The organism is Parviterribacter multiflagellatus, assembly GCF_056863265.1.
On sequence record NZ_JBXPIZ010000009.1, the window covers coordinates 46856 to 73487 of the forward strand.

25 protein-coding genes are annotated in these 26632 nt (G+C 75.5%); 13 read left to right on the forward strand and 12 right to left on the reverse strand.

Features of this window, described 5'->3' with window-relative positions:
* Nucleotide 1 precedes the first annotated feature (1 nt).
* From AC1UE5_RS19185 to AC1UE5_RS19205, 5 genes are read right to left on the reverse strand one after another with little or no spacing between them, the layout of a single operon-like run.
* Nucleotides 2-1348 (reverse strand): Dyp-type peroxidase, encoded by a 1347-nt coding sequence (locus tag AC1UE5_RS19185; protein ID WP_482926503.1) that lies wholly within the window; start codon nucleotides 1346-1348, stop codon nucleotides 2-4.
* Nucleotides 1345-1896: a hypothetical protein gene (locus AC1UE5_RS19190; protein WP_482926505.1), complete on the reverse strand. Its 552-nt coding sequence runs from the start codon at nucleotides 1894-1896 to the stop codon at nucleotides 1345-1347. Before AC1UE5_RS19190 ends, AC1UE5_RS19185 begins: the two co-directional genes overlap by 4 nt.
* Nucleotides 1887-2543: a hypothetical protein gene (locus AC1UE5_RS19195; protein ID WP_482926507.1), complete on the reverse strand. Its 657-nt coding sequence runs from the start codon at nucleotides 2541-2543 to the stop codon at nucleotides 1887-1889. The genes AC1UE5_RS19190 and AC1UE5_RS19195 overlap by 10 nt, the downstream gene beginning before the upstream one ends.
* The gene (locus AC1UE5_RS19200; protein ID WP_482926509.1) at nucleotides 2540-6163 is read right to left on the reverse strand and encodes an ATP-binding protein; all 3624 of its coding nucleotides are present in this window, start codon (nucleotides 6161-6163) and stop codon (nucleotides 2540-2542) included. The genes AC1UE5_RS19195 and AC1UE5_RS19200 overlap by 4 nt, the downstream gene beginning before the upstream one ends.
* A gap of 48 nt (nucleotides 6164-6211) precedes the next feature.
* The gene (locus tag AC1UE5_RS19205; protein ID WP_482926511.1) at nucleotides 6212-6964 is read right to left on the reverse strand and encodes a peptidoglycan recognition protein family protein; all 753 of its coding nucleotides are present in this window, start codon (nucleotides 6962-6964) and stop codon (nucleotides 6212-6214) included.
* Between the two features lie 317 nt (nucleotides 6965-7281).
* Here AC1UE5_RS19205 and AC1UE5_RS19210 point away from each other — a divergent pair, with 317 nt between their 5' ends.
* A complete protein-coding gene (locus AC1UE5_RS19210; protein ID WP_482926513.1) occupies nucleotides 7282-7665 on the forward strand; it encodes a hypothetical protein in 384 nt (127 codons plus the stop codon).
* Here the strand turns inward: AC1UE5_RS19210 and AC1UE5_RS19215 are convergent.
* Both AC1UE5_RS19215 and AC1UE5_RS19220 read right to left on the reverse strand, forming a co-directional pair.
* Nucleotides 7662-9053, reverse strand: coding sequence for a hypothetical protein (locus AC1UE5_RS19215; RefSeq protein WP_482926515.1), 1392 nt, complete (start codon nucleotides 9051-9053; stop codon nucleotides 7662-7664). The genes AC1UE5_RS19210 and AC1UE5_RS19215 overlap by 4 nt on opposite strands.
* Nucleotides 9050-9691, reverse strand: coding sequence for a hypothetical protein (locus tag AC1UE5_RS19220; RefSeq protein WP_482926517.1), 642 nt, complete (start codon nucleotides 9689-9691; stop codon nucleotides 9050-9052). Before AC1UE5_RS19220 ends, AC1UE5_RS19215 begins: the two co-directional genes overlap by 4 nt.
* A 187-nt stretch (nucleotides 9692-9878) precedes the next feature.
* Between AC1UE5_RS19220 and AC1UE5_RS19225 the strand changes: the two genes are divergently transcribed.
* Entirely contained in the window at nucleotides 9879-11288 is a 1410-nt protein-coding gene (locus tag AC1UE5_RS19225) for an FAD-binding oxidoreductase (protein WP_482926519.1), read from the forward strand.
* A gap of 49 nt (nucleotides 11289-11337) precedes the next feature.
* Here AC1UE5_RS19225 and AC1UE5_RS19230 read toward each other — a convergent pair whose 3' ends face one another.
* Nucleotides 11338-13455, reverse strand: a complete 2118-nt coding sequence (locus AC1UE5_RS19230) for a phosphoinositide-specific phospholipase C-related protein (protein ID WP_482926521.1) — start codon at nucleotides 13453-13455, stop codon at nucleotides 11338-11340.
* Nucleotides 13456-13489: 34 nt separating this feature from the next.
* On the reverse strand, nucleotides 13490-14239 hold the full coding sequence (locus tag AC1UE5_RS19235) for an SDR family NAD(P)-dependent oxidoreductase (protein ID WP_482926523.1): 750 nt from the start codon (nucleotides 14237-14239) through the stop codon (nucleotides 13490-13492).
* A gap of 24 nt (nucleotides 14240-14263) precedes the next feature.
* On the opposite strand from AC1UE5_RS19235, the gene AC1UE5_RS19240 reads away from it, so the two are divergent.
* On the forward strand, nucleotides 14264-14638 hold the full coding sequence (locus tag AC1UE5_RS19240; RefSeq protein ID WP_482926525.1) for a DUF1330 domain-containing protein: 375 nt from the start codon (nucleotides 14264-14266) through the stop codon (nucleotides 14636-14638).
* On the opposite strand, the gene AC1UE5_RS19245 is transcribed toward AC1UE5_RS19240, so the two are convergent.
* Complete coding sequence (locus AC1UE5_RS19245) at nucleotides 14635-15981, reverse strand: hypothetical protein (RefSeq protein ID WP_482926527.1); 1347 nt, start codon at nucleotides 15979-15981, stop codon at nucleotides 14635-14637. The two genes, AC1UE5_RS19240 and AC1UE5_RS19245, sit on opposite strands and share 4 nt — an antisense overlap.
* Before the next feature lie 155 nt (nucleotides 15982-16136).
* Here AC1UE5_RS19245 and AC1UE5_RS19250 point away from each other — a divergent pair, with 155 nt between their 5' ends.
* Entirely contained in the window at nucleotides 16137-16295 is a 159-nt protein-coding gene (locus AC1UE5_RS19250; protein WP_482926529.1) for a hypothetical protein, read from the forward strand.
* Here the strand turns inward: AC1UE5_RS19250 and AC1UE5_RS19255 are convergent.
* Entirely contained in the window at nucleotides 16292-16591 is a 300-nt protein-coding gene (locus tag AC1UE5_RS19255; protein WP_482926531.1) for a hypothetical protein, read from the reverse strand. The genes AC1UE5_RS19250 and AC1UE5_RS19255 overlap by 4 nt on opposite strands.
* 137 nt (nucleotides 16592-16728) lie before the next feature.
* Here AC1UE5_RS19255 and AC1UE5_RS19260 point away from each other — a divergent pair, with 137 nt between their 5' ends.
* The 9 genes from AC1UE5_RS19260 (at nucleotide 16729) to AC1UE5_RS19300 (ending at nucleotide 25637) form a co-directional block, all read left to right on the forward strand.
* Entirely contained in the window at nucleotides 16729-17547 is an 819-nt protein-coding gene (locus AC1UE5_RS19260; RefSeq protein ID WP_482926533.1) for a hypothetical protein, read from the forward strand.
* Between the two features lie 42 nt (nucleotides 17548-17589).
* Nucleotides 17590-18006 (forward strand): hypothetical protein, encoded by a 417-nt coding sequence (locus AC1UE5_RS19265; protein WP_482926535.1) that lies wholly within the window; start codon nucleotides 17590-17592, stop codon nucleotides 18004-18006.
* Between the two features lie 42 nt (nucleotides 18007-18048).
* Nucleotides 18049-19647, forward strand: a complete 1599-nt coding sequence (locus tag AC1UE5_RS19270) for an alpha-amylase family glycosyl hydrolase (RefSeq protein ID WP_482926537.1) — start codon at nucleotides 18049-18051, stop codon at nucleotides 19645-19647.
* A 12-nt stretch (nucleotides 19648-19659) separates the two neighbouring features.
* On the forward strand, nucleotides 19660-20487 hold the full coding sequence (locus AC1UE5_RS19275) for a siderophore-interacting protein (RefSeq protein WP_482926538.1): 828 nt from the start codon (nucleotides 19660-19662) through the stop codon (nucleotides 20485-20487).
* Nucleotides 20488-20619: 132 nt separating this feature from the next.
* Nucleotides 20620-22647, forward strand: coding sequence for a diguanylate cyclase (locus tag AC1UE5_RS19280; RefSeq protein WP_482926540.1), 2028 nt, complete (start codon nucleotides 20620-20622; stop codon nucleotides 22645-22647).
* Nucleotides 22616-23260 (forward strand): hypothetical protein, encoded by a 645-nt coding sequence (locus AC1UE5_RS19285; protein ID WP_482926542.1) that lies wholly within the window; start codon nucleotides 22616-22618, stop codon nucleotides 23258-23260. Before AC1UE5_RS19280 ends, AC1UE5_RS19285 begins: the two co-directional genes overlap by 32 nt.
* Nucleotides 23261-23282: 22 nt before the next feature.
* A complete protein-coding gene (locus AC1UE5_RS19290) occupies nucleotides 23283-23522 on the forward strand; it encodes a hypothetical protein (RefSeq protein WP_482926544.1) in 240 nt (79 codons plus the stop codon).
* 63 nt (nucleotides 23523-23585) lie between these two features.
* The gene (locus AC1UE5_RS19295) at nucleotides 23586-25313 is read left to right on the forward strand and encodes a DEAD/DEAH box helicase (RefSeq protein WP_482926546.1); all 1728 of its coding nucleotides are present in this window, start codon (nucleotides 23586-23588) and stop codon (nucleotides 25311-25313) included.
* A 105-nt stretch (nucleotides 25314-25418) separates the two neighbouring features.
* Nucleotides 25419-25637, forward strand: coding sequence for a hypothetical protein (locus tag AC1UE5_RS19300; RefSeq protein ID WP_482926548.1), 219 nt, complete (start codon nucleotides 25419-25421; stop codon nucleotides 25635-25637).
* On the opposite strand, the gene AC1UE5_RS19305 is transcribed toward AC1UE5_RS19300, so the two are convergent.
* Nucleotides 25564-26451 carry a DMT family transporter gene (locus AC1UE5_RS19305; protein ID WP_482927041.1) on the reverse strand — a complete coding sequence of 296 codons (888 nt, stop codon included), beginning with the start codon at nucleotides 26449-26451 and terminating at the stop codon, nucleotides 25564-25566. The genes AC1UE5_RS19300 and AC1UE5_RS19305 overlap by 74 nt on opposite strands.
* Nucleotides 26452-26632 lie beyond the last annotated feature (181 nt).

Sequence of the window (26632 nt, forward strand, 5' to 3'; positions counted from 1 at the left end):
CTCAGCCCACCGCGCCGTCGGCGATCGCGTGCAGGCCGCTCACCGACGGGACGTAGAGGTACTCGCCGCCGCGCACGGTGACGAACGGCCGCCCCGGCCCGGGGATGTGGGCCGGCGGGGAGCCGGGGATCGTGAACCCCTGCGTGCCGTCGCCGCAGCCGGTGAGGAAGTCGCGGTTGGACGGGCCGAGCCCGAAGACGTTGCCGTCGACCGTCCACCGCTGGACGGTCTCGAACTGCCGCGCGATCGACGCGTTGAAGCACGCGAAGAGCAGCCCGCGCTCCTGCCCGTCGTCGGTGTCGCCCGCCAGCGGCGGCCCGTACGGCATCCCGCGCCGGACGATGCGGTGGCGCCGCGTCCGCGCGCTCCCGCCCGAGAGGCCCTCGCGTGGGTTCGTGCGCCGGATGTGCGCGCCGACCGGGCACGCGAGCCCGCGCGCGTCGTCGCCGTAGCGGAAGTCGTTGCCGTCCCACAGCGTCGTGACGGAGCGCTGCTGCGGCCGGCGCGGCTCGATCGACACCGCGGTGCCGTCGTCCCACCGCCCGCACACCTTCGCGGCCAGCCACCGCTCGTCGCCGCCGGCCCAGTCGGCCGCCGCGTCGCGCAGCCACGTGCGCCACAGCGCCACGTCCTGGTGGAGCTTGCGCAGCACCATGAACGTCGCGTTGCGGTGCAGCGGCTCCAGCGGCGCGGGCGGGAGCACGTGATCCTCGTCCTCGTAGCCCAGCACCAGCTCGCCCGCGCGCAGGTTGCGCCAGCGCCCGAACGAGCGCGGCACGCCCTCGCCGGGGCGGTTGGGGAGCCCGGCGCCGGTCACCGACGGCTGCGCGAAGCCGTCCGCGAAGCCGAAGTGCTCGCGCCCGTAGGGGAGCATCGCCGCGTCCTGGCGCCAGACGACGCGCTCGCCCTGCAGCGCCTCCAGCAGCTCGTCGACCTTCGCCCGCACCGCGTCCGACCGCTTGCCCTGGACCCACACGAGCAGCTGCCCCGCGCCGTCGCCGCGCAGGCCCTCGTCCCACCCGAGCGGGTCGTTGTGGCCCGTGTCGCCCAGCCGTGCCGCGCGCGCGGCCATGCCGTCGCGCAGCTCCTGGGGGAACGAGTCGGTCGGCACACCGAGCGCCTCCAGACCGGGGGCCGTCAGCCCGACGTTGACGGCGATCTCGGGCTTGCCGCGCCGCCACGGCTCGGCGGTGGTCACGGCGTCGGCGAGCACGTGGAGCCCGGCGCGGTCGACGTTCGCCACCATCGCGTACGTGGCGAACGCGTAGCCGTAGCCGCGCAGGACGCCGCCCTGGATGTCGGCGAGCTCGAGCGTCGCCGGTGCTGCGGTCTGCGCTGCGGTCGTCACTGCCCCTCCTGGGCGTCGAACTCGGCGAACGCCTTCTGCATCCGCCGCTGGTCGTCCAGACCGAACGCGAGCGCGCGGAAGCGCTCGCGGAAGGCCAGTGCCTCCTCCACCTGTGGGAGCGTCGCCTCCGGGTACGCGCCGAACACCGCGGTCGCGGGGACGCGGTGGCGCTCCAGCCAGGCGCGGAACGCGTGGCCGTCGTCGTAGGGCGAGCCCGGGTAGCCGTCGCAGTGCTGCCACACCGCGTGCGCGGCGTCGGGCAGCGCCTCGCTCAGCGCGACGAGGAACGGGTGCGTCGCCCCGTCGAAGAACGCGCTGAACATCAGGTGCGGGCCGAGCTCGTCGGCCGGCTGGTCGGCGTCCGCGCGGCGCAGCGGCCGCTCCATCACAACGAAGCGGGCGAAGTGGACGTGCGGCAGCGCGGCCAGCGGCGACGCCTTCCCGCGCTCCCACGACCGCAGCTCCCGTCGCGCCGCGTCCGGGTCGCGCAGCGGCGTCAGGGCGCAGAACGCGCCGAGCTCCTCGAGCCGGTCGTCCTTCACAGCCACGGCTGCACCTTCGTCAGGAACCGCCGCCACTCCAGGTCGAACTCGCCGGGCGTCATGGACGGCACGCGCGCCGCGAACGCCTCGTACGCGCGCTGCAGCTCGAGCGCCGCGGTGATCTCCGTGACCGTGTGCTCGGGGTAGGCCGCGTAGTAGTGGTCCGCCTCGTGCTCGTTGTCGCGGATGTACGCCTTGAACGGCCCCGCGGGGCGCGCGCTCGGCCAGCCCCACGACGTCGACCAGACGCCCGCCATCCGGTCGGGGATGACGTAGGCGAACGCGTCGATGTACTGCGACCACTCGCCGTTGAAGTTGCTCTCGAAGAGCAGCATCGGCGCGTGGAGCTCGCGGTCGGTGCCCGGCGCCTTCTCGATGATCGTCCAGCGCGCGGCGTGGATGAACGAGAGGCGGCGGAGCTTGCGCCCGAGGATCGGGAAGCGCTTGCCGATCTTGAAGTAGAGCCGGACGCGCCACTGCCTGCCGGCGCGGATCTGGCTGACCGTCGTGATGGCGTGGGCCTCCCCGAGCAGGTTGCCGGGGAGCTCCTCCCACCACGCGCGGCGGTTGGGGCCGGCGTCCGTTGCCCGTTCGGGCGCAGGCGGCGGCGGGCCGGCTAGGCCGGCCTCGGATGTCGTGGTGTCGATCGTCACGTGGTGAGCCCTGCGAGTCCCAGCTCGTCTGCCTCGCGGCGCGCCGCCAGCCGCAGCTGCGTCGCCGTCTGCTCGTCGCCGCGCGCAGCGAGCACGTCGGCCAGGTCGCGCCGGGTGCGGACCTCCGCCGCCCGGGCGCCGAGCCGCGCGTTCGCCTCCAGGGCCGCGCGCATGCGCTCCTCCGCCTCCTCGGGCCGCCCGAGGGCGAGCGCGAGGCGCGCCACGACGCGGTCGGCCGAGCCCCAGCACGCGGCGAGGCTGGCCGGCACGCAGCGGTGCGCGTACGGGAGGAGCAGGTCGTAGATCGCCTGGCGTTGGGACTGGCTGCCGACGCTGGCCGCCGCCTCGCCGAGCACCAGGACGGTGGTGAGCCAGAACAGGTCGCGCGGGAGCCGCTCGAACCCGTCTGCCTCCATCGCGTCGAGGACGTCGCGGGCCGCGCGCTCCTCGCTCGCCTCCACCAGCACGAGCGGGAGCAGGCCGCGCCAGGTCGTGATCGCCGGGTGCTCGGCCACGACGGCGCGCACCTCGTCGACCAGCTCGCCCATCCGGCCCTGGTCGCGGCGGATCGTCACCAGCGCGCCGAGCCGCGTCGAGCCCGCGGTGCGCGCGCCGGCGCGGCGGCCCATCGCGAACGCGTCGGCGCTGATCGCGTCCGCGTCGTCCAGGCGGCCGTCGAGCATCGCCCAGACGCCCTGCCAGCATCGGTCCAGGTAGCGGTAGAGCGGCTGGCGCAGGTCGGCGGCGACCTCGCGCAGCTCCAGCTCGTCGGCCCGCGCGGCGGCGCCGTCGCCCTCCTCGAGGTGGTCGAAGATGCGCCAGTGCAGGCCGAGCGCGACGAGCTCAGGGCGGCTGCGGCGGCGGGCCAGCTCCAGCTCCTCGCTCGCGATCTCGAGTCGCTCCTCGAGGTGCTCGGGGTGCAGGAGCGCGCCGTGCCGCGCGAGCAGCGCGACCGTGAGCGTGTCCTCGTCGCCGAGCCGGCGCGCCATCGCGACCGCCTCCGCGCTCGTCTCGTTGCGGCGCTGCTCGGCGACCGCGACGTGGAGGCTGTCCGACAGCCGCGCGAGCAGGCGGGCGCGCAGGGTCGAGTCCTCCTCGGGGAGCAGCTGGAGCGTCTCCTCGAGCAGCCCGATGAGCGTCGGATCCGCCACGCCGGCCTCGTAGAAGCGGCCGGTCATGCCGAGCACGGCGCGGGCCAGCGGCTCGGGGAGCTTGGCGCGGCGCGCGATCTCCGCGGCCTCCCTGTAGCGCTTGCGCGCCTCGGGATCGCCCGCGCGCCACATGACCCGGCCGAGCGCGAGCAGCGTCTCGGCGCGCTTGGCGTCGTCGGTCGACTCCGCCTCGTCGAGCAGCGCGAGCGCCCACGTCAGGTGCTGCGCGGCCTCGTCGTAGGCGAGCTTCTCGGCGGCCTCGTCGGCGGCGGCGAGGACGTGCTCCAACGCCCGGTCGATGCCGGCCAGCGGGCGCGCCTCCATGAAGTGGCGGGCCAGCTCGGCGGCGGACGGCGCGCGCATCCGGCCCGGCCGCTCCAGCGCCTCGCCGACGCGCAGATGGCGGCGCAGGCGGCGGCTCGCGGCCTGGCGGTCGTACAGCGTCCGGCGCACGAGCGCGTGGCAGAACGTGAAGCGGTCGACCTGCGCGGGCGCCTCGACGACGAGCCGCGCAGCCATGGCGCCCTCGACGGCGCTCAGCACGTCGTCCTCCGAGCGGCCGAGCGCCGCGGCGACCACGTCGAGGTCGAACTCGCGGCCGACGACCGCGGCGACGCCGAGCACCTCGCGCACGTCCTCGCCGACCGTCCCGAGCCGGCGGATGATCACGTCGCCGACGCCCTCGGGGACGCCGGTCGCGACCAGCTCGTCCTCCTCGAGGCGGTCGCGCTCGCCGCGCGTGCCGAGGCCGCGGAGCGTCTCCTCGATGAAGAACGGGTTGCCCGACGTCTGCGCGACGAGCCGCCGGACGAACTCGGGCGTCGTCTCCGCCGGGACCTTCGACGCGACGAGCGCTGCGGTCTCGGGCTCGTCCAGCCCCTGGAGCGGGATGCGGTCGAAGCGGCGGTCGCGGCGCACGTCCGCGAGCAGGTCGGAGAGCGGATGCCCGTCGCCGACCTCGTCGTCGCGGTAGGTCGCGACGAGCAGCACGCGGCCCTGGCCGTCGATGCGGGCCAGGAAGCGCAGGAGCAGGAGCGTCGTGCGATCCGCCCAGTGGAGGTCGTCGAGGACGAGGAGCAGGCCGTGCTCGCCGGACAGCGCCGCGAGGGCCGTCGCCACGGCCTCGAACAGCCGGTAGCGCTGCGTGTCGCGCTCGCCCAGCAGCGGCTCGCGCGCGCCGTCGCCGCTCGCGCCCGGCGCGTCGGTGCCCGATGCGCCCGCCGGGCCCGCGCCGGCCGCGCCGGTCGGGAGCCCCAGCTCGGGGATGAGCCGTGCCAGCTCGACGGCCAGCTCGTCGGGCAGCCCGAGGTCGACGCCCTCACGCACGCCGCCGCGGAGCGCCTCCACGACCGGCTGGTACGGCATGAGGACCTCCTCGTCGCACCGGCCGTAGAGGACGGTGGCGCCGGAGGCGTGGGCGCGCGCGGCCAGCTCGGAGACCAGGCGCGTCTTGCCGACGCCCGGCTCGCCCGCGATGAACGCGAGCTGCTCGGAGCCCTCGAGCGCCCGCTGCCACGAGCGCTCCAGTCGGGCGAGCGCCTCGGCGCGGCCGACGAACGCACCGCCGGCGGCCGCTGCGGCCAGGCGGGGCGGCAGCTCGGGCTGGACGCGGGCGGCGGGGACGCGCGGCTCGGCGGTGGCCTGCGCCGGCTGCCCGGCCGGGGGCCCGTCGGCCTGGCGCAGGAGCCGGTCGTAGAGCGCGGCCAGCGCCGGCGCGGGGGAGAGCCCCAGCTCGTCGCGCAGCCGCACGCGCAGCCCGTCGTAGACCAGCAGCGCCTCGGCGATGTTCCCGTACCGCGCGAGGACCTCCATCAGCAGCGCGTGGCCGGACTCGCGGAACGGCTCCTTCTCGACCAGCCGGCGCGCGAGCCGCTCGGCCTCGCCGCGGTGCGCGGCGCCCAGCTCGAGCGCGGCGCGGCCCGCGACCTCCAGCAGCGGCGGCTCGAGCGTCGCCAGCTCCTGCCGGCTCTCCTCGGCCCACGAGACGAGGACCTCGGGGAGGAACGGGCGCTCGACGATCTGCAGCGCCTCCTGGGCGATCGCCAGCGCGTCGCCCGCACGGCCCTCGTCCAGCGCGCCCTCGGCGCGGTCGGCGGCCGCGGCGGCGACCTCGACGTCCACCCACGGCTCGTCGCCCAGCTCCACGGCGAGCTGCGCGCGCCCGACCAGGCGCTCCTCGCCCAGCGCGCGCCGCAGGCGGGTCAGGAGCGGGCGGAGCGAGCTCTCGGGGGAGGCCGGCGCGTCGCGCGGCCACAGCAGGTCGACCAGCTCGTCCCGGGAGACGGGCCGGCCGCGGTTCACGATCAGGTAGGCGAAGACGAGCCGGCCCTGGCGGCCCGGAAGGTGCTCTTCGACCCGCTGTCCGCCGATCTCGACGGACAGCGGACCGCACAGGTTGACCCGTGCGCGGGCATCGACCACTCCGGCCTGCGCGCTGCTGGGGTCCTCCGCGGGGATGCTGCTGTCCACGCGCGCATCCTGACCGTCCAACAGGGCTTCGTGCAAGGCCGTCGGACCTCAAAAGGACTGCTGATGGACCAGTGCGAGGCGACGGGGGCGCGGACGGACGTCCTCACGGGCGTCCAAACCCGCGCGTTCATCGCGATCTCGGGCCGCGGCGGCGCGGTGCGCCTCCAGGACCGAGACGTGGCAGCCATCTGCCACGATCCCGCGGAACTCGGTCGCGGGCGGGTACCCGGCGCTCGTCACACGGGGCGCCTCGGGCGGGTCGAGCGCCTGCCCGGCGGCCGGCTGCTCGGTCCCGGCGAGGAACATCTGCTCGAACCAGCCCGCGCACGGGTTGGTCGAGTGGCCGTGCCAGGCGTGGTGGACGTGCAGGACGCCCTGCGAGAGGTCTTCGCCCACACGGTGCTCCTCCGGGAGCGCAGCCGTGTGGGCGTTGGCCACGAGCCAGGCGTACGTCTCCCGCTGCGCGCGCGTGGGGCGGTGCCCCGACGTGCCGCCGCAGACGACGCCGATGTTGCCGGCGTTGTGGCCGCCGACGTGCGCGCCCTGCAGGTCTGCGGGGCGGAGGCAGAGGAGGCTGCCGTCGTCGGTCAGGAGGAAGTGGTAGCCGCAGCCGCCCCAGCCGGCGTCGAGGTGCTCGACGTGGAGGCGGCGCGCCAGGCTCGCGCCCTGGCGCCAGTCGCCCGCGCGCGGGCCGGCGCTGAAGTGGCCGGTGACGTGCCGCGCGGGCCCGAGCGGGCCGAAGATGTCGCGGAACTGGAGCCCGAGCTCGTCGGCGGTGATGATCCGGGGGCTGCTGGTCATGTGCGTGTGGTGCTCTCCGGGGAACGCGGTGGCGCGGTGCCTGGTGGGTGGTTCGCTCCGTCCTCGCATGGAGGGGGCGGGGGCGCCGCTTCCGATCGGCGCCCCCGCCTCCGTCGCTCCGGGATGAGGCGGCGCTCCGTCGCCACCTGTGAGGCTCCCGGCCCGTCCATGGGAGGAGGAGGTGCTCGGCATCCTCCGATCGGCCCGTTGGCGCGGCGTTGGCGGGGCGTTGGCGTCCGCGTTGTGACGCTGGGCACACGGGCGGTTGGCCACGTGTCGGAACCTGCTCAAGGGGTCTCCGGGGACGACCGATCCCCATGGCGACCGTGTCTTTGATCATCGCCACCACCGTGTCCGCCGCTCAGCGGGCCATCACGATCCAGCACGCCGACGGCTCGTCCGACCGCTTGGCGCTCACCCGCCGCCGGGACGGGGACGTCCACTGGCGCGTCGACGGCTTCGCGGTCGACGAGAAGGACGGAACCGGGATGCAGTGGGAGCGCCACGACGGCCGCGCGACGGTCGCGGACGTGCTCGCCCGCGCCCCGCAGTGCGCCCGCGAGATCGAGCGCTGGACGCGCGAGGAGCTCGAGGACGGCGCCGACCTCTTCGAGCTCGACATCTTCGAGCGCGCCATCCGCGGCAAAGCGCTGGCCCGGCTGCAGGCCGAGCTGGACGTCGCGCTGCGCTCGGCGGCCTAGCCCGCCCCGGCCGCGCGCCGGATCCGGAACGCGGCCTTGAGGGCCAGCCGGCCGTAGCGCTCGTCCGCGCGGCGGCCGTAGCCCGGCCACACGTACCAGCGGTACAGCCCCGGCCGGAGGTTGCGCGGCGTCTGCAGCCGCGTCGCGCTCGGCCAGGACGTGCGGAGCTTCGTGCGGCCACGGAAGAGCTGGACGTTGTAGTAGTCGGCGTTCGCGACCGCGCGCCAGCGGAGCGTCGGCGGCTTCGTGAGCTGCGCGCCGTGGCGCGGCGCGACGAGCAGCGCGGTCGTCGCGGCGCCGCCGACGAGGCGGATGCGCTTGGTCGTGAGGTTGCCGGCCTGGTCGGCCGCGGTCGCGCTGTAGGTGTAGCGGCGGCCGGTGCGCAGGCCGCGGTCGATCGCGGCGTGCTTGGCCAGGCCGCGGTAGATCCGGGTGCTGGCGCGCCCGCGGCGACCGGGCCTGCGGGTGATCGTGACGCGCGTGGCCCCTTCGACCTGCCAGCTCAGCCGCGCGCGGCCGCGGCGGAGGGACTGCGCGGCCAGGTTCGTGAGGGTCGGCGCGGTAGCGTCGTAGTTGACGGTCGCGGGCGTCGGCGCGCTGGTGTTGCCGGCGGCGTCGGTGCAGGTGCCGGCCGGGTGCGCGCCCGGGCCGTCCGGGCCGGCGAACGTGAGCGTCGTGCAGCTCGTGACGCCGGAGCCGCCGGGAGCGTCCGCGCCGCTCCACGCGAGCGTGACCGGCTTCGTGAACCAGCCGCTGCGGGTCGGCGGGCGGTCGGGCGTGGGCGGGGCGGCGGTCGGGGGCGTCGCGTCGTAGGCGAGCGTGGTGGCGAGCGCGGCGCTCGTGTTGCCGGCCTGGTCGCGGCACGTGCCGGTGAGCGGGGCGGCCGGCGTGTCGGGACCGGCGTAGGTGAGCGCGGTGCAGCTCGCGATGCCCGAGGTCGCGTCGGTGCCGCGCCAGGTGACGTCGACGGGCTTGGTGAACCACGCGGTCGGCGCCGCTGCGGGGGTGAGACCGCCACTCGCCAGGCCGCCCGCGAGCTCTCCGCCGCTGTCCGGCGCGCGGGCCGTGGCGGCGGCGAGGCCGGTGGGCGCGGTGCGGTCGATCTTCACGATCGCGGTCCGCTCCGCCGCGCCGTCGGCGTTCTCCGCGCGGCACGTGTGGACGCCGCGGGCCGTGTCCGCGGCCAGGCGCTGCGCGGGCTCGCACCCGCTGGTTGAGGTGACGTCGCCGGTGACCGTCCAGCGCAGCACGACCTCGCTGACGTACCAGCCGGCATCGCCCGTCCGCCCCTGGACGACGAGCCCGATCTCGGGCGGCGCGGCGAGGGCGGGCGCGGGGCCGGCGGCCAGCAGCGCGAGCGCCGCGAGCAGGCCGGCCCGCCGGGTCATCGCCCTTCCTGCCTGAGCTCGCCGCCGACGGCGACGAGGACCGCGACGCCGCTGAGCAGGATGAGCGCGACCAGCAGCGTGCCGTGCTCGGAGATCACGTCCGTGCCGGCGGCGGCCTCGGCGCTCGCGTTGCGCGTGGCGGCGACGCGCTGGGCCGCTGCCGCGTCGTCGGCGCGCTCGCGCCGCTCCGCACGCTCCCGGCGCTCGCGGGCCGCGCGGCGGGCGCGGGCGGCGGCCTGACGGCGGTGCGCGGCGCGCTCCTTCGCGGCGGCCGCCTCGGCGGCGGTCTGCTGGGCGCCCGTGGTCCCGCCGCCGCTCGGCGGGGGGGAGGAGGAGGTCGCGGGCGCGGCCTGCGCGCCGTCCGGCGCCTCGGCGCCGCCGGTCCCCTCGTCCTGCGCCGCCGCCGTGTCGGACTCGCCGGCCTGCGCGCCCGCCCCGGCGCTCGCGGTCTCGTCGTCGCCCGCCGCGGGCTCCTGGCTGTCGGCCGTCCCCTGCACCGGCGTCTCCGCCGCGTCCGGCGTCACGGGCGCCGCGTCCGGCGTCGGCGCCGCCTCGGGCGCCGGGGCCGCGTCCGGGCTCGGGGCCGCCGCGTCCTGCGCCAGGGCAGGGGCAGGGCACACCGCGAGCACGCCGCTCACGGCGATCGCTCCAATCGATCGCTGTCGCCTGGTCACCCCCTGGCCTCCTGCGCCGACCGTAACCGCGCCACGCGGCGCGATGCAAGGGGCCCGCGGGTGCGCGCCCTGACGTTCCCGCCCAACATCGGGGTGACGCGGTTCTCACGCGGGCGTAGGCTCGCGCCAGCCACCACAGAGGGAGGTCCCGATGGCCACCACCGTCGCGACGACCGCCGGCTCGCTCGCCAACCTGACCGAGACCGACCTGCTGGCCGGGTTCGGGGGGAGGCTGATCGCGCCGGACGACCCGGAGTACGACGAGGCGCGCGCCGTGTACAACGGCATGATCGACCGCAGGCCGGGGTTGATCGCGCAATGCGAGGACGTGGCAGACGTGCTCGCCGCGGTCGGGCTCGCGCGCCGACACGGGCTGCTCGTGTCGATCCGCGGCGGCGGGCACAACGCCGGCGGCCTCGCGGTCGCGGACGGCGGGCTGTGCATCGACCTGCGACCGATGCACGGCGTCCACGTCGAGCCCGGCACCCGCATCATCCACGCCGACGGCGGCGCGACCTGGGGGCAGGTCGACCACGCCGCGCACGCGTTCGGGCTGACCGTCCCGTGCGGGATCATCTCGACGACCGGCGTCGGCGGGCTCACGCTCGGCGGCGGCATCGGGCACCTCGCGCGGCGGTACGGGCTGACGGTCGACAACCTCATCGGCGCCGACGTCGTGCTCGCGGACGGGCGCTTCGTCACCGCGACCGAGGACGACCACCCGGATCTGCTGTGGGCGCTGCGCGGCGGCGGCGGGAACTTCGGCGTCGTGACCTCGTTCACGTACCGCGGGGCGCCGGTCGACGTGACGATCGCCGGCCCGACCTTCTGGCGGATGGACCAGGCGGCCGCGGTGATGCGGTTCTACGACACGTTCATGCAGGAGGCACCGCGGGAGCTGAACGGCTTCTTCGCGTTCCTCTCCGTGCCGCCCGACCCGGCGTTCCCCACCCACCTGCACGGCCAGACCGTCTGCGGCGTCGTCTGGTGCTGGTGCGGCTCGGCGGTCGACGCGGACCAGGCGCTCGCGCCCGTGCGCAACTTCGGGCCGCCCGCGTTCGACGGCATCGGGCCGGCGCCGATGCCCGCGCTGAACTCCGCGTTCGACGCGCTGTACGAGCCCGGGATGCAGTGGTACTGGAAGGCCGACTTCGTCAAGGAGCTGACGCCTGCAGCGATCGCCGCGCACGTCAAGCACGGCGCCGCCCTCCCGACCATGCACTCGACGATGCACCTGTACCCGATCGACGGCGCCGTCGGCGACGTGGCGTCCGACGCCACCGCGTTCGCCCGCCGCGACGCCCGCTGGGCGCAGGTCGTCGTCGGCGTCGACCCGGACCCGGCCCGCGCCGACGAGATCCGCGCGTGGGCGCAGGGCTACTACGAGGCCACCCACCCGCACGCCAGCGACGGCGCCTACGTCAACTTCCTCATGCACGACGAGGGCCCCGGCCGCGTGCAGGCCTCCTACGGCGACAACTACGCGCGGCTGCAGGAGGTGAAGCGCCGCTACGACCCGACCAACCTCTTCCGCGTGAACCAAAACGTGGAACCGGCCTGATCTCCGACGTCAAGCCGGCTTGAGCCACCTCCAGCCGGCTTGAGGTGGTTCAGCGGCGCGCGTTGAGCTTCCGGACCGCCTCGACCACGCCCGCGCGCTCGTAGAAGTCGACCGCGACCAGGTTGGGCATCATCCGCCGCTCGCGCTCGCAGCGGGCGAGGCGCTGCTCGAGGAAGGTGCCGCCGATGCGGCGGTTGCGGCTGGGGGAGGGCGGGAACGTGTCGATCCAGTGGTTGACCAGCAGCAGCGGGCTGTCGCGGTCGCCGCGGTTGCGCTCGCACGAGAACTGCGACGCCTTCGTCGCGCCGAGCGGCGTGTCCTGGGCGAACGAGAACGCGGGCAGGTACCACGGGCGCGTGCCGCCGTCGCGCTCGGTCAGCACGACGATCGGGGTCTTCGCGCGCAGCAGCTCGCCCAGCGTCGGGAGCGGCTTGTCGCGGTCGAGCCGGGCCAGGCGCGGGAGCAGCCGCTGGCGGTCGAGCGCGCGCTCGAAGTCGCGCACGTCGACGTACGGCTCGACGTAGAGGACGAGCACCTCGTTCGGCCGCTCCTCGATGAACCGCCGGATCACCGCGAGCTGGCTGTCGAGCGACTCGGCGCCCAGCTCGCACAGCGTGTGGCACAGGTACGGCTGCGGCGGCCCCGCGACGCGCCCCAGCCCGGCGCGGCCGACGAGCCGGTCGGCCGTCCGCAGGGCCTCCGGGCTCAGCTCGCGCGCGACGCGGTTGCGCGAGCGGTCCTCCGTCGCCAGGTCGGTCCGCACGCGGCCGTTCGACGGGTCGCGCACGCCGTAGTGGATGTCGAGGTACAGGCCGCGGATGCCGTCCTCGAGCTGCTCGGCGATCGGGTACTCCTGGTTGGCGAACAGCCAGCCGGGCTGGTCGGCGGCCGAGAACGAGTTGTGCGTGGCCGCGAACGCGACGTCGCTCAGGCGGCGGTCGCACAGCTCCGGCGCGCCGTTGCAGCCGGTCGCGGGCCGGCGGTCGGCGACGCGTTCGGCCTTCGGGCTGGGGATCGCGACGGCGATCAGCGCGATGGCCGCCACCGCGATCAGCGCCGACGCGGTCGCCGCGCCCGCCGCGACGATCGGCCCGCCGCCCCGGCCCCGCTGCTGCGCCTGCTCGACCGCCCGCCGCTCGAGCCCCGACGCGAGCTCCGCGACCCCGAGGAACACGAGCACGATCCCGCCGAGCACGACCGCCACGCGCAGCACCGCGGCCGGCTCGGCCAGCAGCGCGGCGCCGATCAGCACGAGCAGCGCGCCGCGCCCCAGCTGCGCGCCCCGCGACCGCGCCCGCGCGGCGCCGGTCAGCCACCGCCGCCCCGCCTCGAGCTGCGCCGGCGCCAGCGCGCCCGTCGCCACCGCGGCCAGGGCCGTCCCGGCGAACGCGGCGAGCAGCGCGGCGGTCTGCAGGTCCCCGAACAGCGCGCTCCACAACGCGGCGACGGCCTCGCGCTCCCGCTCGTCGTCCAGGTCGGCCGCCGTCGCGGCCTGGGTGGCGACGAGCTGCCCGGCGCCCCAGACGAGCGCGGCGACCGCCGCGCCCGCGGCCGCCACCGCCGCCCCGAGCCGGGCCAGGCCGCGCCGGGGATGGGGCGCGAGCATCAGCGCGCCGAGGCCCGCGAGAACGGCCGCGCCGCCCAGCGCCCACGCCCACCGGCTCAGGTCGTTCAGCCGCCGCGCGGCGGTCAGCTCGGCGCCCTCCGGGCTCAGCTCGGTGAGCTGCGGGCGCACGTCCGCGGGGATCTGCCGGGCGACGTACGGCGACACGCTGCGCAGCGCGTCGAGCAGGAGCACCGTGCCGCGATCGAGGTCGAGGATGAGGCTGGAGCGGCCGCTGAACAGCACCCCGTGCACGTCCTCGACGGCCAGCTCGAAGATCTCCCGGAACGGGTCGCTGCCGACGAGCGCCTCCACCGCGGTGTTGAGCAGCGGCCGGATCGCGAGCAGGTCGTCGGACGTCGCGTCGACGATGCCGTCGCTCGTCCGCTGCGCGAGCACGGCGCGGAACTGCTCGTCGTCGAGCGCCGACGCCGCGCGCGCGGAGAACGCCTGCTCGTCCACGAGCTGGCCGCGCACGTAGCCGGCCACGCCCGCGACGGCCAGCAGCACGCCGCACAGGCACGCGAGCACGACGCTCGCCTGGTTGCGCCACCGTGAGGTCACCGAGGGGTGCTCCTGCCCGCGTCGCCCGCGGGTGTCACATGCGCAGGTACGACGCCCCGTTGAGGTCGAGGACCGAGCCGGACGCCCACTCCGTCTCCGGCGAGGCGAGGAAGACGATCGCGCGCGCGATCTCCTCCGGCTGCGCGACGCGGTTCAGCGGGCTCTCGGCCTTCCGGCGCTCGCCCTTCTCGCCGACGAGCTGGTGCGCGGCCATCTCCGTCTCCGTGAAGCCGGGCGCGACGGCGGTGACGGCGATCTTGCGCGGCCCGAGCGCGCGGGCCAGCGACTGGCCGAACGCGATCAGCCCCGCCTTCGACGCCCCGTACGCCGGCTGGTCGGCCTCGCCGCGGAACGCGCCGCGGCTCGACACGTTCACGATCCGCCCGCCCTCGGGCATGTGCTGCACCGCGCACCACGTGGCGTTCGCGGCGCCGACGAGGTTGACGCCGATCGTGCGGCCGAAGACCTCCTGCCACTCCTCGTACGTCGTCGCGTCGATCGGGTGCGTCTCGAAGATCCCGGCGTTGTTGACGAGCACGTCGATCCGGCCGCCCAGCGCCGCGGCCGCCTCGTCGACCGCGCGGCGGATCGCGTCGGGGTCCTCGAGCGGCGCGCCGACGACCACGTGCCCGTCGCCGTCGAGGCTCGCCGCCACGGCCTCCGCCCGCTCGCGCGAGCTGCCGTAGTGGACGGCGACCCGGTCGCCCTGGGCGGCGAACAGACGGGCTGCGGCGGCGCCGATGCCGCGCGAGGCACCGGTGATCAGGACGGAGCGTGGGGCCATCCGCCGAGCGTAGGATGCGCCGCCATGGGAACGGTCGATCCGCGTGGGGCGGACCTCAAGCGCTACCTGGCCGAGGACAAGGGCGGCCCGGTCGTGATGCTCAACCTCCTCAAGTACGGCGACGGCGGTGTGGCGTCGTACGCCGAGTACGCAGAACGGATCGTTCCGTTCCTGGATCGTGTGGGCGGCGAGATCGTCTATGTCGGCGACTGCGACACGATCCTCGTCGCGCCCGAGGCGCACGACTGGGACGCCGTGCTGCTCGTCCGCTACCCGAGCCGCGAGGCGTTCAGCCGGATGGTCGCCGACCCCGAGTACCAGCAGATCACGGGGCTGCGGACGGCGGCCCTGGATGCCGCCGTCCTGCAGGCCACGACCCCGTGGAGCGCCTCGGTCTAGCGCTTGACCTTCGCGGTCAGGCGCGTCGTCTGCGCCGCGCCGCCGGCCGGGGTGAACGTCACGCGGACGCCGAGCCGCGCGCCCTTCTTGGCCGCGCGGCGGCCGCTCTTGGTGAACTTCAGGGTCACCGTGCGCTTGCCGGCCTTGACGCTCGCCGACCGCAGCTTCGCCACGGTGACGCCGTCGCGCGTGGCCGCGCCGGAGACCTTGCCGGCCGCGGGCAGCTGCAGGGTCACCTTGACGCCGCCCGAGCGCGTCGCGCCCGTGACGCGCGCGCCGAGCTTCGTGCCGCCGCCACCGCCGGCCGCCGCGCCGCCGCCCGCCGGGACGTCGGCCGGGCCCCAGTCGGGCTCGCTGCCGCCGGGGATCAGCAGGCCCGGGGTGGGGGACGCGCCGCTGGTGGTGCAGCCGCCGCCGGGGAACGCGGGGACGGACGCGAGCTTGATGCCGGCGCCGTCGTGCCAGGCGATCCGGCCCCCGTCGGGGGAGAAGGTCGGGATGCCGAACTTCCCTCCGTCGGCGCCCTCGTAGCGGTAGCAGACGGTCGGCTCGCCGTTCAGCGGGTGGCCGTCCTTCCAGCCGGTCGGCAGGCCGCTCGTCGCGTAGACGGTGAGCGTGCTGTCGCCCTCGCCGGTGCGCATCGCGATCTTCGTCTTGTCGCGGCTGACGTCACCGCCGCCGACGCCCGGGTTCCGCTCGATCTCGTCGCTGAACCAGGTGCGGACCATCCCGACCTTGTCGCCCTCGGGGACGTCGAGGACGACGTCGTAGTTCGGCGCGTGCGTCGGGTTGGCGAGCATCAGCGTCGTGTTGTCGACCCACGCCGGGAAGCGCCAGCCGGAGTGCTTGCGGAAGCCGGGCTCCTGCCACGCCGTCTGCTTGTCGGTGTGCGAGTAGCCGGTGCCGCCCTCGTTGATCGTCGTCACGCAGGTCGGCGGGAAGCACGTCGCCGACTGGGACTGCGTGAGGTAGTAGTACGTGTACGCCACGCGCGTGCCGTCGGGCGAGATCGCCGGGTCGAACGGCCCGTAGAACGTCTTCTGCGGCGCCGGGCGCTTGTCGGAGACCGGCGTGTCGAAGTCGGCGAGCACCTTGCCGGTGCGGTCGAGCTTGTGCAGCCGGATGCCGTTCAGCCCGATCATCGTGCCGTCGTCGGCCTGCGAGACGTCGCTGTAGCCGCCGGTCTGGGTGACCTGCACCTGGCGCGCCCCGTCGGGCGTCGTGAGCCAGACGTTGCCGTCCTTGATGTACGCGATCGAGTCGGCGCTCGCGGCCGGCGCGGCGACGGCGAGCGTGAGCGCGGCGGCGGCGAGGGGGGTGAGGATGTTGCGGAGCGGGAGCACGGCGGCGAGTGTCGGCGGGGACAGGGGTGTCCCGCGTCGGGGTGTTCCCCATGAGTCTCGGAGTCGGGGGCTCAGGGGGTCCCGCCGGAGGCATCGCAGCGGGACCGCAACGTCCCGGTAGGTGGGCGGTAACCGCGGGCGCGCAACCTGCGCCCATGCTCCCCTCGAACGCCCAGCTCTACCTCCTGGACCCGGCGGACCGCAGCGCGGCGCTCCGCCGCGTGGCGTCGGTCTCCGACGGCGACGAACCGCGACGCGCCGAGCGCACCCGCCTGCGCGCGGTGATCGTCACGCGGCGCCGCGGCCTGCGTTAGGCGGCGCGGCGCGCCGGCACGATCGTCAGGCGCACGCGCCCGCCCGCGCGGATCCCGAGCTTGACGACGTCCGCCCCCACGGGGACGTCGTCGAGCCAGGAGTCCTCGGCCGGCGACAGCGTCGCCAGCAGCGCGACCTGCTCGAGCACGTCGCACAGCGTCGCGATCTCCTCGTACGTCCCCTCGACGCCGAGCACCCCGTCCTCGTGTCCGATCGACACGCGGATCGCTCCGGCCTCCGTGTGGGTGACGTCCAGCAGCTCCATGCGCTTCTGCGCACCGTCATCGACTCCCACACCGACTGACCCGAGTGGGAACGCGCCAACGCGGCGGCGCGCTCCGGCGGCCGCCGGCGCGCCGGCCCTCGTCCGATCGTCCAGGTTCCGGTGGGGTCGGGGTTGATGGGGAGGGGTGACGTGCCGACTTCCGGGGCATGGCCGTCCCCGCCTTCCGCCTGCCCCTGCTCCTCTTCGCCCTGATCGCGGCCGTCGCCGCGCTCGCCGTCGCCGCTCCCGCCGTGCACGCGCAGCAGGGCGGATGGGACGATCCGTCCGGCGGCACCGAGCCCTACGACGACGGGACCGGCGCCGAGGACTACTGGGAGGACGACGACCAGCGCTGGGACGACGAGGAGGACGACCCGTGGTCCGGCGGCCAGCAGCCGTGGGATCCGGGCGCCGGCGGCACCGGCGCGGGGACGCTCCCGCCTGGCACGCCGACCACGCCGCCCGCGCCGACGCCGCTCCCCGAGACGGACGCCGGCGACGGCTGGCCCGAGGAGGAGCCCGCGCCGGAGCAGCTCCCGATCGTCACCGGGGCGACCGTCAAGGGGAAGGTCGCGATGATGCGCGCCGACGGCAAGGCCGCCGTGCCGCGCGGGGCGCCCAAGCGGGTGCGCCGCCTGATCGCGGCGCTGAACGAGATCGTCGGCAAGCCGTACAAGTGGGGCGGCGGCCACGCGAAGATCGTCGACAAGGGCTACGACTGCTCGGGCGCCGTCGGCTACGGCCTCATCCGCACCGGCATGCTCACCGCGCCGATGGTGAGCGGCCAGATGGCGAAGGCGTTCTCCGCCGGGGCGGGCCGCTGGGTCACGATCTACGCGAACAAGGGCCACGTGTACATGGAGGTCGCGGGGCTGCGGCTCGACACGAGCGCGGTCGGCGACCCGAGCGGCCGCAAGGGCGTCCGCTGGCGCCCGGCGATCGGCAAGCGCGGCGGCTTCCACGTGCGCCACGTCACCGGCCTGTAGCCGTAAGCGGGCCGTAGCCGGCCGCGGAGAGCATCCGCGGCCATGACCATCTCGCCTCCTCCTGCCGCCGAGACCGCCGCCGCGGTGCGCCCCGCGACGGCGTCCGACGCTCCGTGGCTCTCCCGCGCGATCGCGGCCGCGTTCTACGACGATCCGGTCTGGGGATGGATGCTCCCCGGCGACGACGCGGGCCGGATGACGCGGTACGAGCGGTTCTGCCGCCTGCTCGCGTTCCCGATGATGCTGCCGCACGGCGTCAGCTCGACCACGGCCGGCGTCGCCGGCGGCGCCCTCTGGATGCCGCCGGGCGCGGCGCACACGACCGTGTGGGAGCAGGTGCGCGCGCTCCCGGCGATGGCGCGTGTGGGCGGTCGGCGTACGCGCCGGCTGCTGTCGTGCCTGACCGCGATGGACCGCGACCACCCCGCCTGCCGGACGGCGGGCCGCCGATCTGGCTGATGTGGCGGGAGCCGCGCGGCTGAGCGGGTACCCGGGAGCGGGATGACCGCTCCCTGGTGGCGCCGCGGCGCGATCTACCAGATCTACCCGCGCTCGTTCGCGGACGCGAACGGCGACGGGGTGGGCGACCTGGCCGGCATCGTCGCCCACCTCGATCACCTCGAGGCGCTCGCCGTCGAGGCGATCTGGCTGTCGCCGTTCTACCCGTCGCCGATGCGCGACTTCGGCTACGACGTCGCCGACTACCGCGACGTCGACCCGTGCTTCGGGACGCTCGCCGACTTCGATCGCCTGGTCGCCGCCGCGCACGCGCGAGGCATCCGGGTGGTGATCGACTTCGTCCCGAACCACACGTCGTCCGACCACCCGTGGTTCGTCGAGTCGCGCGCGAGCCGGGACAGCCCGAAGCGCGACTGGTACGTGTGGCGCGACGGCGGCGGGCCGGACGTGCCGCCCAACGGCTGGCGCTCGGCCTTCCCGGCCGTCGGCCCGGCCTGGTCGTACGACGAGCGCACGCGCCAGTGGTGGCTGCACTCGTTCCTGCCCGAGCAGCCCGACCTGAACTGGGACGACCCGCGGGTCGAGGCGGCGATGCACGACGTGCTGCGCTTCTGGCTCGACCGTGGCGTGGACGGGTTCCGCATCGACGTCGTCCACAAGCTCGCCAAGAGCCCGGACCTGGCGGAGATGCAACCAGGGTCGCCGCCGCCGCACGAGGACTGGCAGCCGACGATCCACGAGCGCCTGCGCCGGCTGCGCGCCGTGGTCGACGCGTACGAGGGCGAGCGGATCCTCGTCGGCGAGGTCTACCTGCTGGATCTCGCGCGGGTCGTCGCGTACGTCAACAGCGGCGACGAGCTGCACCTCGCGCACAACTTCACGTTCGTGACGCTGCCGTGGGACGCCGCGGCGTTCCGCGCGAACATCGAGATCTTCGAAGATCTGGCATCCGAGGCCGCCTGGCCGGCGTGGTTCCTGGCCAACCACGACCACCCGCGCGTCGCGTCGCGGTTCGACGAGGGAACGGGGCTCGGGCCCGCGCGCGCCCGCGCCGTGCTGCTGCTGCTCTACGCGCTGCGTGGGACGCCGTTCGTCTACCAGGGCGAGGAGCTCGGGCTGCCGGATGCGCAGATCCCGCCGGACCGGATCCGCGACGTGGACGGCCGCGACCCCGAGCGCGCGCCGATCCCGTGGCGGCCGCCGTCGCAGGCGGGGCCGGGCGCCGGGTTCACCACCGCGGCCGAGCCGTGGCTCCCGCTCGTCGCGGAGGCGGAGGAGCTCGCCGTCGCGCGCCAGGAGGCCGACCCCGCCTCGACGCTCCACCTCACCCGGCGGCTGGCTGCCCTGCGGCGCGCGGAGCCCGCGCTGCAGGAGGGGACGCAGCGGTTCCTCGACGCAGGCGACGACCTGCTGGCGTGGCGGCGCGGGGAGGCGTGGACGGCGATCGTGAACTTCGCGGCGGCGGCCCGGACCGCGCGGTGGGGCGGCGGCCGGCCCCGCGGCGACGACGGCGGCGGCGAGGGCGGCCCGTCCCGCGCACGCGTCGCGATCGCCACCGGCGGGAACGACCGGGAGGGGGAGGTCGTCGCCGGCGCGATCACGCTGCGGCCGGGCGAAGCGGTCCTGCTCCGATCCTGTTAGGGTGCCCTAAACATGAGCGCGACGACGACGACCGACAAGCGCCCCGCTCCGGCGCTCCGCCGCCCGTTCCCCCTCAGCACCGGCGTCGCGGAGGTCAGCGCGATCCGCACCGTCACGCCGCAGATGGCGTGCCTGACGCTCCGGTGCGACGGCCTGAAGGGCTTCCCCGTCGAGCAGCCGGGCGAGATCGTCACGCTCCTGTGGCCGGCGGAGGGCGCCGACGAGATCGTGCTCCCAGAGCCCGGCTGGCGCTTCCCGCCCGGCGTCGTCGACGCGCAGCACGCGCGCAACTACACGGTCCGCCGCGCACGCCCCGACGCCGGCGAGATCGACATCGACTTCTTCCTGCACGGCAAGCTCGGCCCGGCCGCCAGGTGGGCCGAGGAGGCCCAGGTCGGCGACACCGTCGGCTACGCGGGCCCGCGCCTGCACTGGGTCGACGACCTCGACGACACCGCCGCCTGGTCGCTGCTCATCGCGGACGAGACCGGCCTGCCCGCGCTGCTCGCCATCCTCGAGCACCTCCCGGCCGGCCACAAGACGATCGCCCTCGCCGAGGTCGCGAACGCCACCGAGGAGCAGGTCTGCGAGCACCGCTGCGACGTCGACCTGCGCTACCTGCACCGCGGCGCTGGCACCCCGCCCGGCAAGTCGACGGTCGTCATCGACGCCCTCAGGGCGCTCGACCTCCCGGACGGCCCCGGCCGCGTGTGGGGCGGCGGCGAGGCGATGGTGATGCGCGACTGCCGCCGGCACCTCACCGGCGAGCGCGGCATGAGCAGCGCGCACGTGCAGCTCAGCGGCTACTGGAAGCACCGCGACACGGAGGAGTGGGACTAGCGCGTCCCGCTCTGGCGCCCCGCGGCACCGCCGGCGCGCGAGAAACCTCCCAGCAAGCCTCGCAGGACCACCGCGGCGGAGACGTCGGTGTCTGCGCGCTCCTGGCTTCAGGGGTAGGCCGTGATCGCGCTGATGGACGATCCGGCCCTCAGCAACCTCGTCGACCTCGCGCGACGCGCGCTGGGGGTCCAGGCTGCCGGCCTGGCGACGTTCGGCGGCGGGCCGGCGGACCTTCGCGTCGCCGCGCTCATCCGCCGCGGCGCCGAGCCCGAGCCCGGCAGCGTCGAGCGCTCCGCGCTGCGCGCCGGCACCCGCGCCGGACCGGTGTGGGAGCCGTGCTGCGCCGCCCAGCCCATCGTCCGGGGCGGGCGCGTGAGCGGCGCCCTCGCCGCGGTCTGCTCCTCGCCGCGCGCGTGGACCGACGACGACCGGCGGACGCTCGGCGCGTGCGTCCAGGCGGTCGAGGAGCACCTCGCGCGGCTCGACATCGCGACCGAGCACACCGCGCTCCACCGGGTCGCGACCGTCGTGGCCACCACCTCGCGCGCCGAGGACGTCTACGAGGCCGTGTGCGACGAGCTCGTCGCGCTGATCGGCGTCCCCATGAGCACCGTCAAGCGCTTCCGCGGACCGCGCGTCGAGGCGCTCGCCGCGCGCGGCATCCCGCTCGCGACCGCGGCGAAGATCTGCGAGGCGATCTGGGCCGGCGGGACGAGCGCCGCCGCCGATCGCTACCGGGAGGGCCGGACCTACCACATCAGCGACACCGCGGCGTGCGACAGCGCGGACGCCCACCGCTTCCGCGCCCACGACGTCGGCAGCGTCGCCGGCGCGCCGGTGTTCGTCGAGGGCGAGCTGTGGGGCTCGATCTTCGTCGGCGCGCACGCGCCGGAGGCGGTCGGCGACGAGAGCGCCGGCCGGCTGACGCGGTTCGCCGAGCTCGTCAGCCTCGCGGTCTCAAACGCGGAGGCGCGCACGCGGCTGGCGGAGGAGGCGACGTCCGACTCGCTCACCCGCCTGGCCAACCACCGCCGCTTCCACGAGGCGCTGCGGGCCGAGGCCAAGCGCGCCGAGCGGCTCGGCGTCCCGCTCGCGGTCGCGCTGGTCGACGTCGACCAGTTCAAGCAGGTCAACGACACGCTCGGCCATCACGAGGGCGACGAGGTGCTGCGGCACGTCGCCCAGGCGTTCCTGCACACCGTGCGCGACGGGGAGCTCGTGGCGCGGCTGGGCGGCGACGAGTTCGCCGCGATCCTGCCCGGCTCTGACGACGTCGGCGCGGAGGCGTTCGGGGAGCGCCTGCGCGAGCGCATCCGGGCCAGCACGCTCCTGCGCACGCACGGCATCACGATCTCCGTGGGCGTCACCGACACGGCCCATGCGCGGGACCCCGACACGCTCATCCGGCTGGCCGACGGCGCGCTGTACTGGGCCAAGGAGCACGGCCGCGACACCGTCTGCCGCTACGCGCCGGGCGTCGTCGTGACGCTGTCCGAGCGCGACCGGGCCGAGAAGCTCGCCCGCGGCCAGGCGCTGACCGCGATGCGGGCGCTCGTCCGCGCGCTCGACCTGTCCGACCCGTCGACCCAGCGCCACGCCCAGCGCGTCGCCCAGCTCGCCCAGCAGATGGCGGCCACGCTGCACTGGAACGGCGACGACCGCGAGCGGCTGGCCGACGCGGCGCTCCTCCACGACATCGGCAAGATCGCCATCCCCGACGAGATCCTCCACAAGCCGGGCCGGCTCGACCGGCACGAGTACGCGGTCATCAAGACGCACGCGGCGCTGGGCGGGGAGATCGTGTCCGAGGCGCTCGACCCCGAGCAGGTCGCGTGGGTCCAGCACCACCACGAGCGGCCCGACGGCCGCGGGTACCCGGCAGGGCTGCGCGACGAGGAGATCCCGAGCGGCGCGGCGATCATCGGCGTCGCGGACGCGTTCGACGTGATGACGACCGCGCGCCACTACCGCGAGCCGGTCACCGCCGAGGCCGCGCTGGCCGAGTGCGAGCGGCAGGCGTGCGTCCAGTTCTCGCCGAGCGCCGTGGCGGCGCTCCGGGCGGTCCTCGGGTGCAGGAACGGGCCCGAGCAGGCAGCGTCACGCCGCCGCGCCCGCCACAATGGGGGACATGCCAGCCCCGCGCAGTGTCAAGATCGGTGACGACGAGCGGGGAGGGTGGTCCTCCGACCGGCCCCGGCGCTCGGGCCCCGGCGGCGGCGACCGCCCACCGCGGCAGGCCGACGTCAGCGTCCGCGGCCGCGTGCTCGAGCCGACCGACCGCCTCTCGTACGTCCCCGGCAGCCTCGTCGTGATCGTGTCCGGCTCCAAGCTCGCGCGCGACAAGTTCGCCGCGCGCGTCGTCGAGGACAAGAGCGCGATCGTGTCGCTCGACCGCGTCCGCGATCTGCTCAAGGGCCGCGTCGCGCCCGAGGAGGTCGACGAGAAGGCCTCCCAGCTGCTCGACGTCGCCGTCGGCAAGCGGCTGACGGCGGGCCAGTCGGTGATCCTGCTCGCTGACACACCCACGGCCGCCGAGCGGGAGCGGTTCGTGCGGCCCGCGCACGCCGCGCGCCGCCCGCGCCACCTGGTCTTCATCGAGGCGCCCGGCGAGGAGGTCTCCGACGACGACCGGCCGGCGCTCAACGAGCTGCGCCGCGCGCTGGAGGGCAGTGGGCTGGGGAACGAGGGCTTCCACACCGCGCTGCGCCTGGGCGGCCCGACGATCGGGGAGCTGAAGCGCATCGTCTTCCGCGAGCCGCCCCCGGAAGAGTGACCGCAGGTAGGCTCCGCCGGTAGTGGCAGAAGCGGTGATCACGCTGCGGGTCCTCCGCAAGAGCCCGCGGACCCTGGAGGTCCTCGACGGCGTCGCCCAGCGGCTGGGCCGCGACCACCTGGAGCCGGACGACCTCGGCGCGGTCCACATCCGCATGCAGGGCCGCGCGCCGCGCTCGTGGGACGAGGTGCGCGATGCGCTGGACGCCACCGGCGACGACTGGCGCCAGTGGCTGCACCTCGCGCCGCGCCCGCCGCGGTAGCTGCCCGAGAAGTTCCGGACGCCTGTCACGTGTGCGCGGGCGCGCGCCTGCTTAGCTCGGGAGGTGCCTTCGACCTTCGCCGACCTCGCGCTCCGTCCCGAGCTGCTCGACGCCCTCGCCGCGCTGGGCTACGAGGAGCCCACCCCGATCCAGCGGGAGAGCATCCCGCCGCTGCTGGAGGGCAAGGACCTGCTGGGCCAGGCGGCGACGGGCACGGGCAAGACCGCGGCGTTCGCGCTGCCGGTGCTCGAGCGGCTGGCGGCGCCGGTGGAGGACGACGCGCCGAAGCGGCCCGACCGCTCGCCCGGCGCGCTCGTGCTCGTGCCCACGCGCGAGCTGGCGGTGCAGGTCTCCGAGGCGATGCACAAGTACGGGCGCAAGCTCGGGACGCGGGTCGTCCCGGTGTACGGCGGCCAGCCGGTCCACCGCCAGGTGCGGGTGATCGAGCGCGGCGTCGACGTCGTGGTCGCGACCCCGGGGCGTGCGGTCGACCTGCTCAACCGCGGCGCGCTCGACCTCTCGCACCTGCGCGCGATCGTGCTCGACGAGGCCGACGAGATGCTCGACATGGGCTTCGCCGAGGACCTCGACGCGGTCTTCGCCGCGGCGCCTGGCTCCGACACGCGCCAGACGGTCCTCTTCTCCGCCACGATGCCGCCGCGCATCGAGCAGATCACCAAGCGCCACCTGCGCGAGCCGGTCCGGCTGCAGATCGAGCGCGAGGCGCCGGCCGAGGGCGAGGCGCCGAGGGTCCGCCAGGTGGCGCACGTCGTCCAGCGTGCGTACAAGCCGGCGGCGCTCGGGCGCGTGCTCGACGTCGAGCAGCCCGAGGCGGCGATCGTCTTCTGCCGCACGCGCGACGAGGTCGACCAGCTCACCGAGACGCTCAACGGCCGCGGCTACCGCGCCGAGCCGCTGCACGGCGGCATGTCGCAGGAGCAGCGCGACCGCGTCATGGGGCGCCTGCGCGCCGGCACGTCCGACCTGCTCATCGCGACCGACGTCGCCGCGCGCGGCCTGGACATCGAGCAGCTCACCCACGTCGTCAACTTCGACGTGCCGTCCGCGCCGGAGTCGTACGTGCACCGCATCGGCCGCGTCGGGCGGGCGGGCCGCGAGGGCGCCGCGATCACGCTCGCCGAGCCGCGCGAGCACCGCCAGATCCAGACGATCCAGCGCGTCACGGGCCAGAAGATCGCGATCGAGCGGCTCCCCACCGTCGCCGACCTGCGCGCGAAGCGGATGGAGATCCTGCGCGGGCAGCTGCACGAGCGGCTGCTCGCCGAGGACTACGACCGCTTCCGGGTCGTCGTCGAGTCGCTGGGCGACGAGTTCGACGTGATGCAGATCGCGATGGCGGCGATCCAGCTCGCCCAGGACGCGGCGGCCACCGACGCGGACGAGACCGACATCCCGGTCGCCGAGGTGCGGCCGCAGCGCGACCGGTACGACCGCGGCGACCGCCGAGGCGGGCGCGAGCGGGACGACCGGCGCGGCGGCGACCGGGGCGAGCGCGGCGGCAAGGGCGGGCGCCCGCGGCGCGGCGGCGCGCCAGGAATGACGCGCGTCTTCATCGGCGCAGGGCGCTCCGCGGGCATGCGGCCGCAGGACCTCGTCGGCGCGATCACGGGCGAGACATCGCTCGGCGGACGCGAGATCGGCGCCATCGAGATCACCGATCGCTTCTCGCTGGTCGAGGTTCCGGAGCATGCCGCGGACGAGGTCATCCAGACGCTCCGCGGGACGGCGATCCGCGGTCGCCGGCAGACGGTCCGGCGCGAGCGCTACTAGATCTCCCCGAACCTCCCACCGGCTTGCATCCGCCGCGCCGGGGCGGAGAGGGTCACTCGGCGCGCGGGTGGAGGGCCCGCGGCGGAAGTTCGCTGGAGGGACCAGATGGATCAGGGAAGCGCCCGCATCGGGAACGAGCTGGAGCACGACCGGCTCGTCCACCGCGAGGCCCGGCTGCGGTTCGCCGTCCGCCGGCTGGAGGAGCGGGTCCAGGACAAGCGCGCACGGGGGCACCTCGTGCCGCTGGCGCTCAGGGCGTCGCTCGACGGCCTGCGCGCGGAGCTCGGGCGGATCGAGGGCGCGCGGCACCACCGCGTCGCGTGAGGGCGACGCCGACGAGGCAGAGCGCACCGCCCGCCAGCGCGGCGGCGGGCGGCGTCTCGGCCAGCAGCGCCCAGCCGAGGAGGACCGCGATCGGCGGGACCAGGTAGCTCGTCGCGCCCATCCGGCCCGCGGTCGTGCGGGAGAGCGCGTACGCCCAGGTCGAGAACGCGATCGCGGTCGGGAAGACGCCGAGGTACGCCATCCAGGCGATCGACTCGGCGTCTGCGCGCCCGAGCTCGTCGACGAGCGTCGGCGCGAAGGGCAGGAGCGTCACGGTGCCGATCGCGCACGCGGCGAACGTGATCTCCGCGCCCGGGTAGCGGCCGAGCAGCGGCTTCTGGGAGACGACGCCACCCGCGTAGAGGACGGCGGCGAGCACGCACAGCGCGGCGCCGTACGCCGCGTCCGTGCTCGTCCCGCGCGTGGCGAGACCGATGACGACCGCGCCGGCGAACGCGATCACCAGGCCGCGGACGAGCGAGCGCGGGAACCCCTCGCGCAGCAGCACGCCCGCGAGCAGCGCGATCAGCAGCGGCCCGATGTTGACGAGCATCGCCGCGGTGCCGGCGTCGACCCGCCGCTCCCCTTCGTTCAGCACGACGTTGTACGCGCCGAACCACAGCAGCGCGCAGACGACGAGGAGCGTCACGTCGCGCCGCTCGCGGGGGAACCGCAGCCCGCGCGCGCCGCGCCGCTGGTAGGCGAGGATCGCGCCGAGCACGACGGTGGCGATCGCGAGCCGCCCGAGCGCGAGCGCCCCGCCGCTCAGGTGCTCACCTGCCGCGCGGATGCCGACGAACGCGGAGCCCCACAACGTGACGGTGACGAGCGCGGCGGCGACGGCGAGCGCTTCGTCCGGCCGGCGACGCGCAGCGGGGAGGGGCTTCTGGTCCTGCGCGCCGCCGGCGGACGGAAGGGTCCCCGTCGGCCGGTCGCGGACGGCATGGTTCTCGACGGGCACACCTGGTCAACGTCCGAGCGGGCCGGAACGTGAC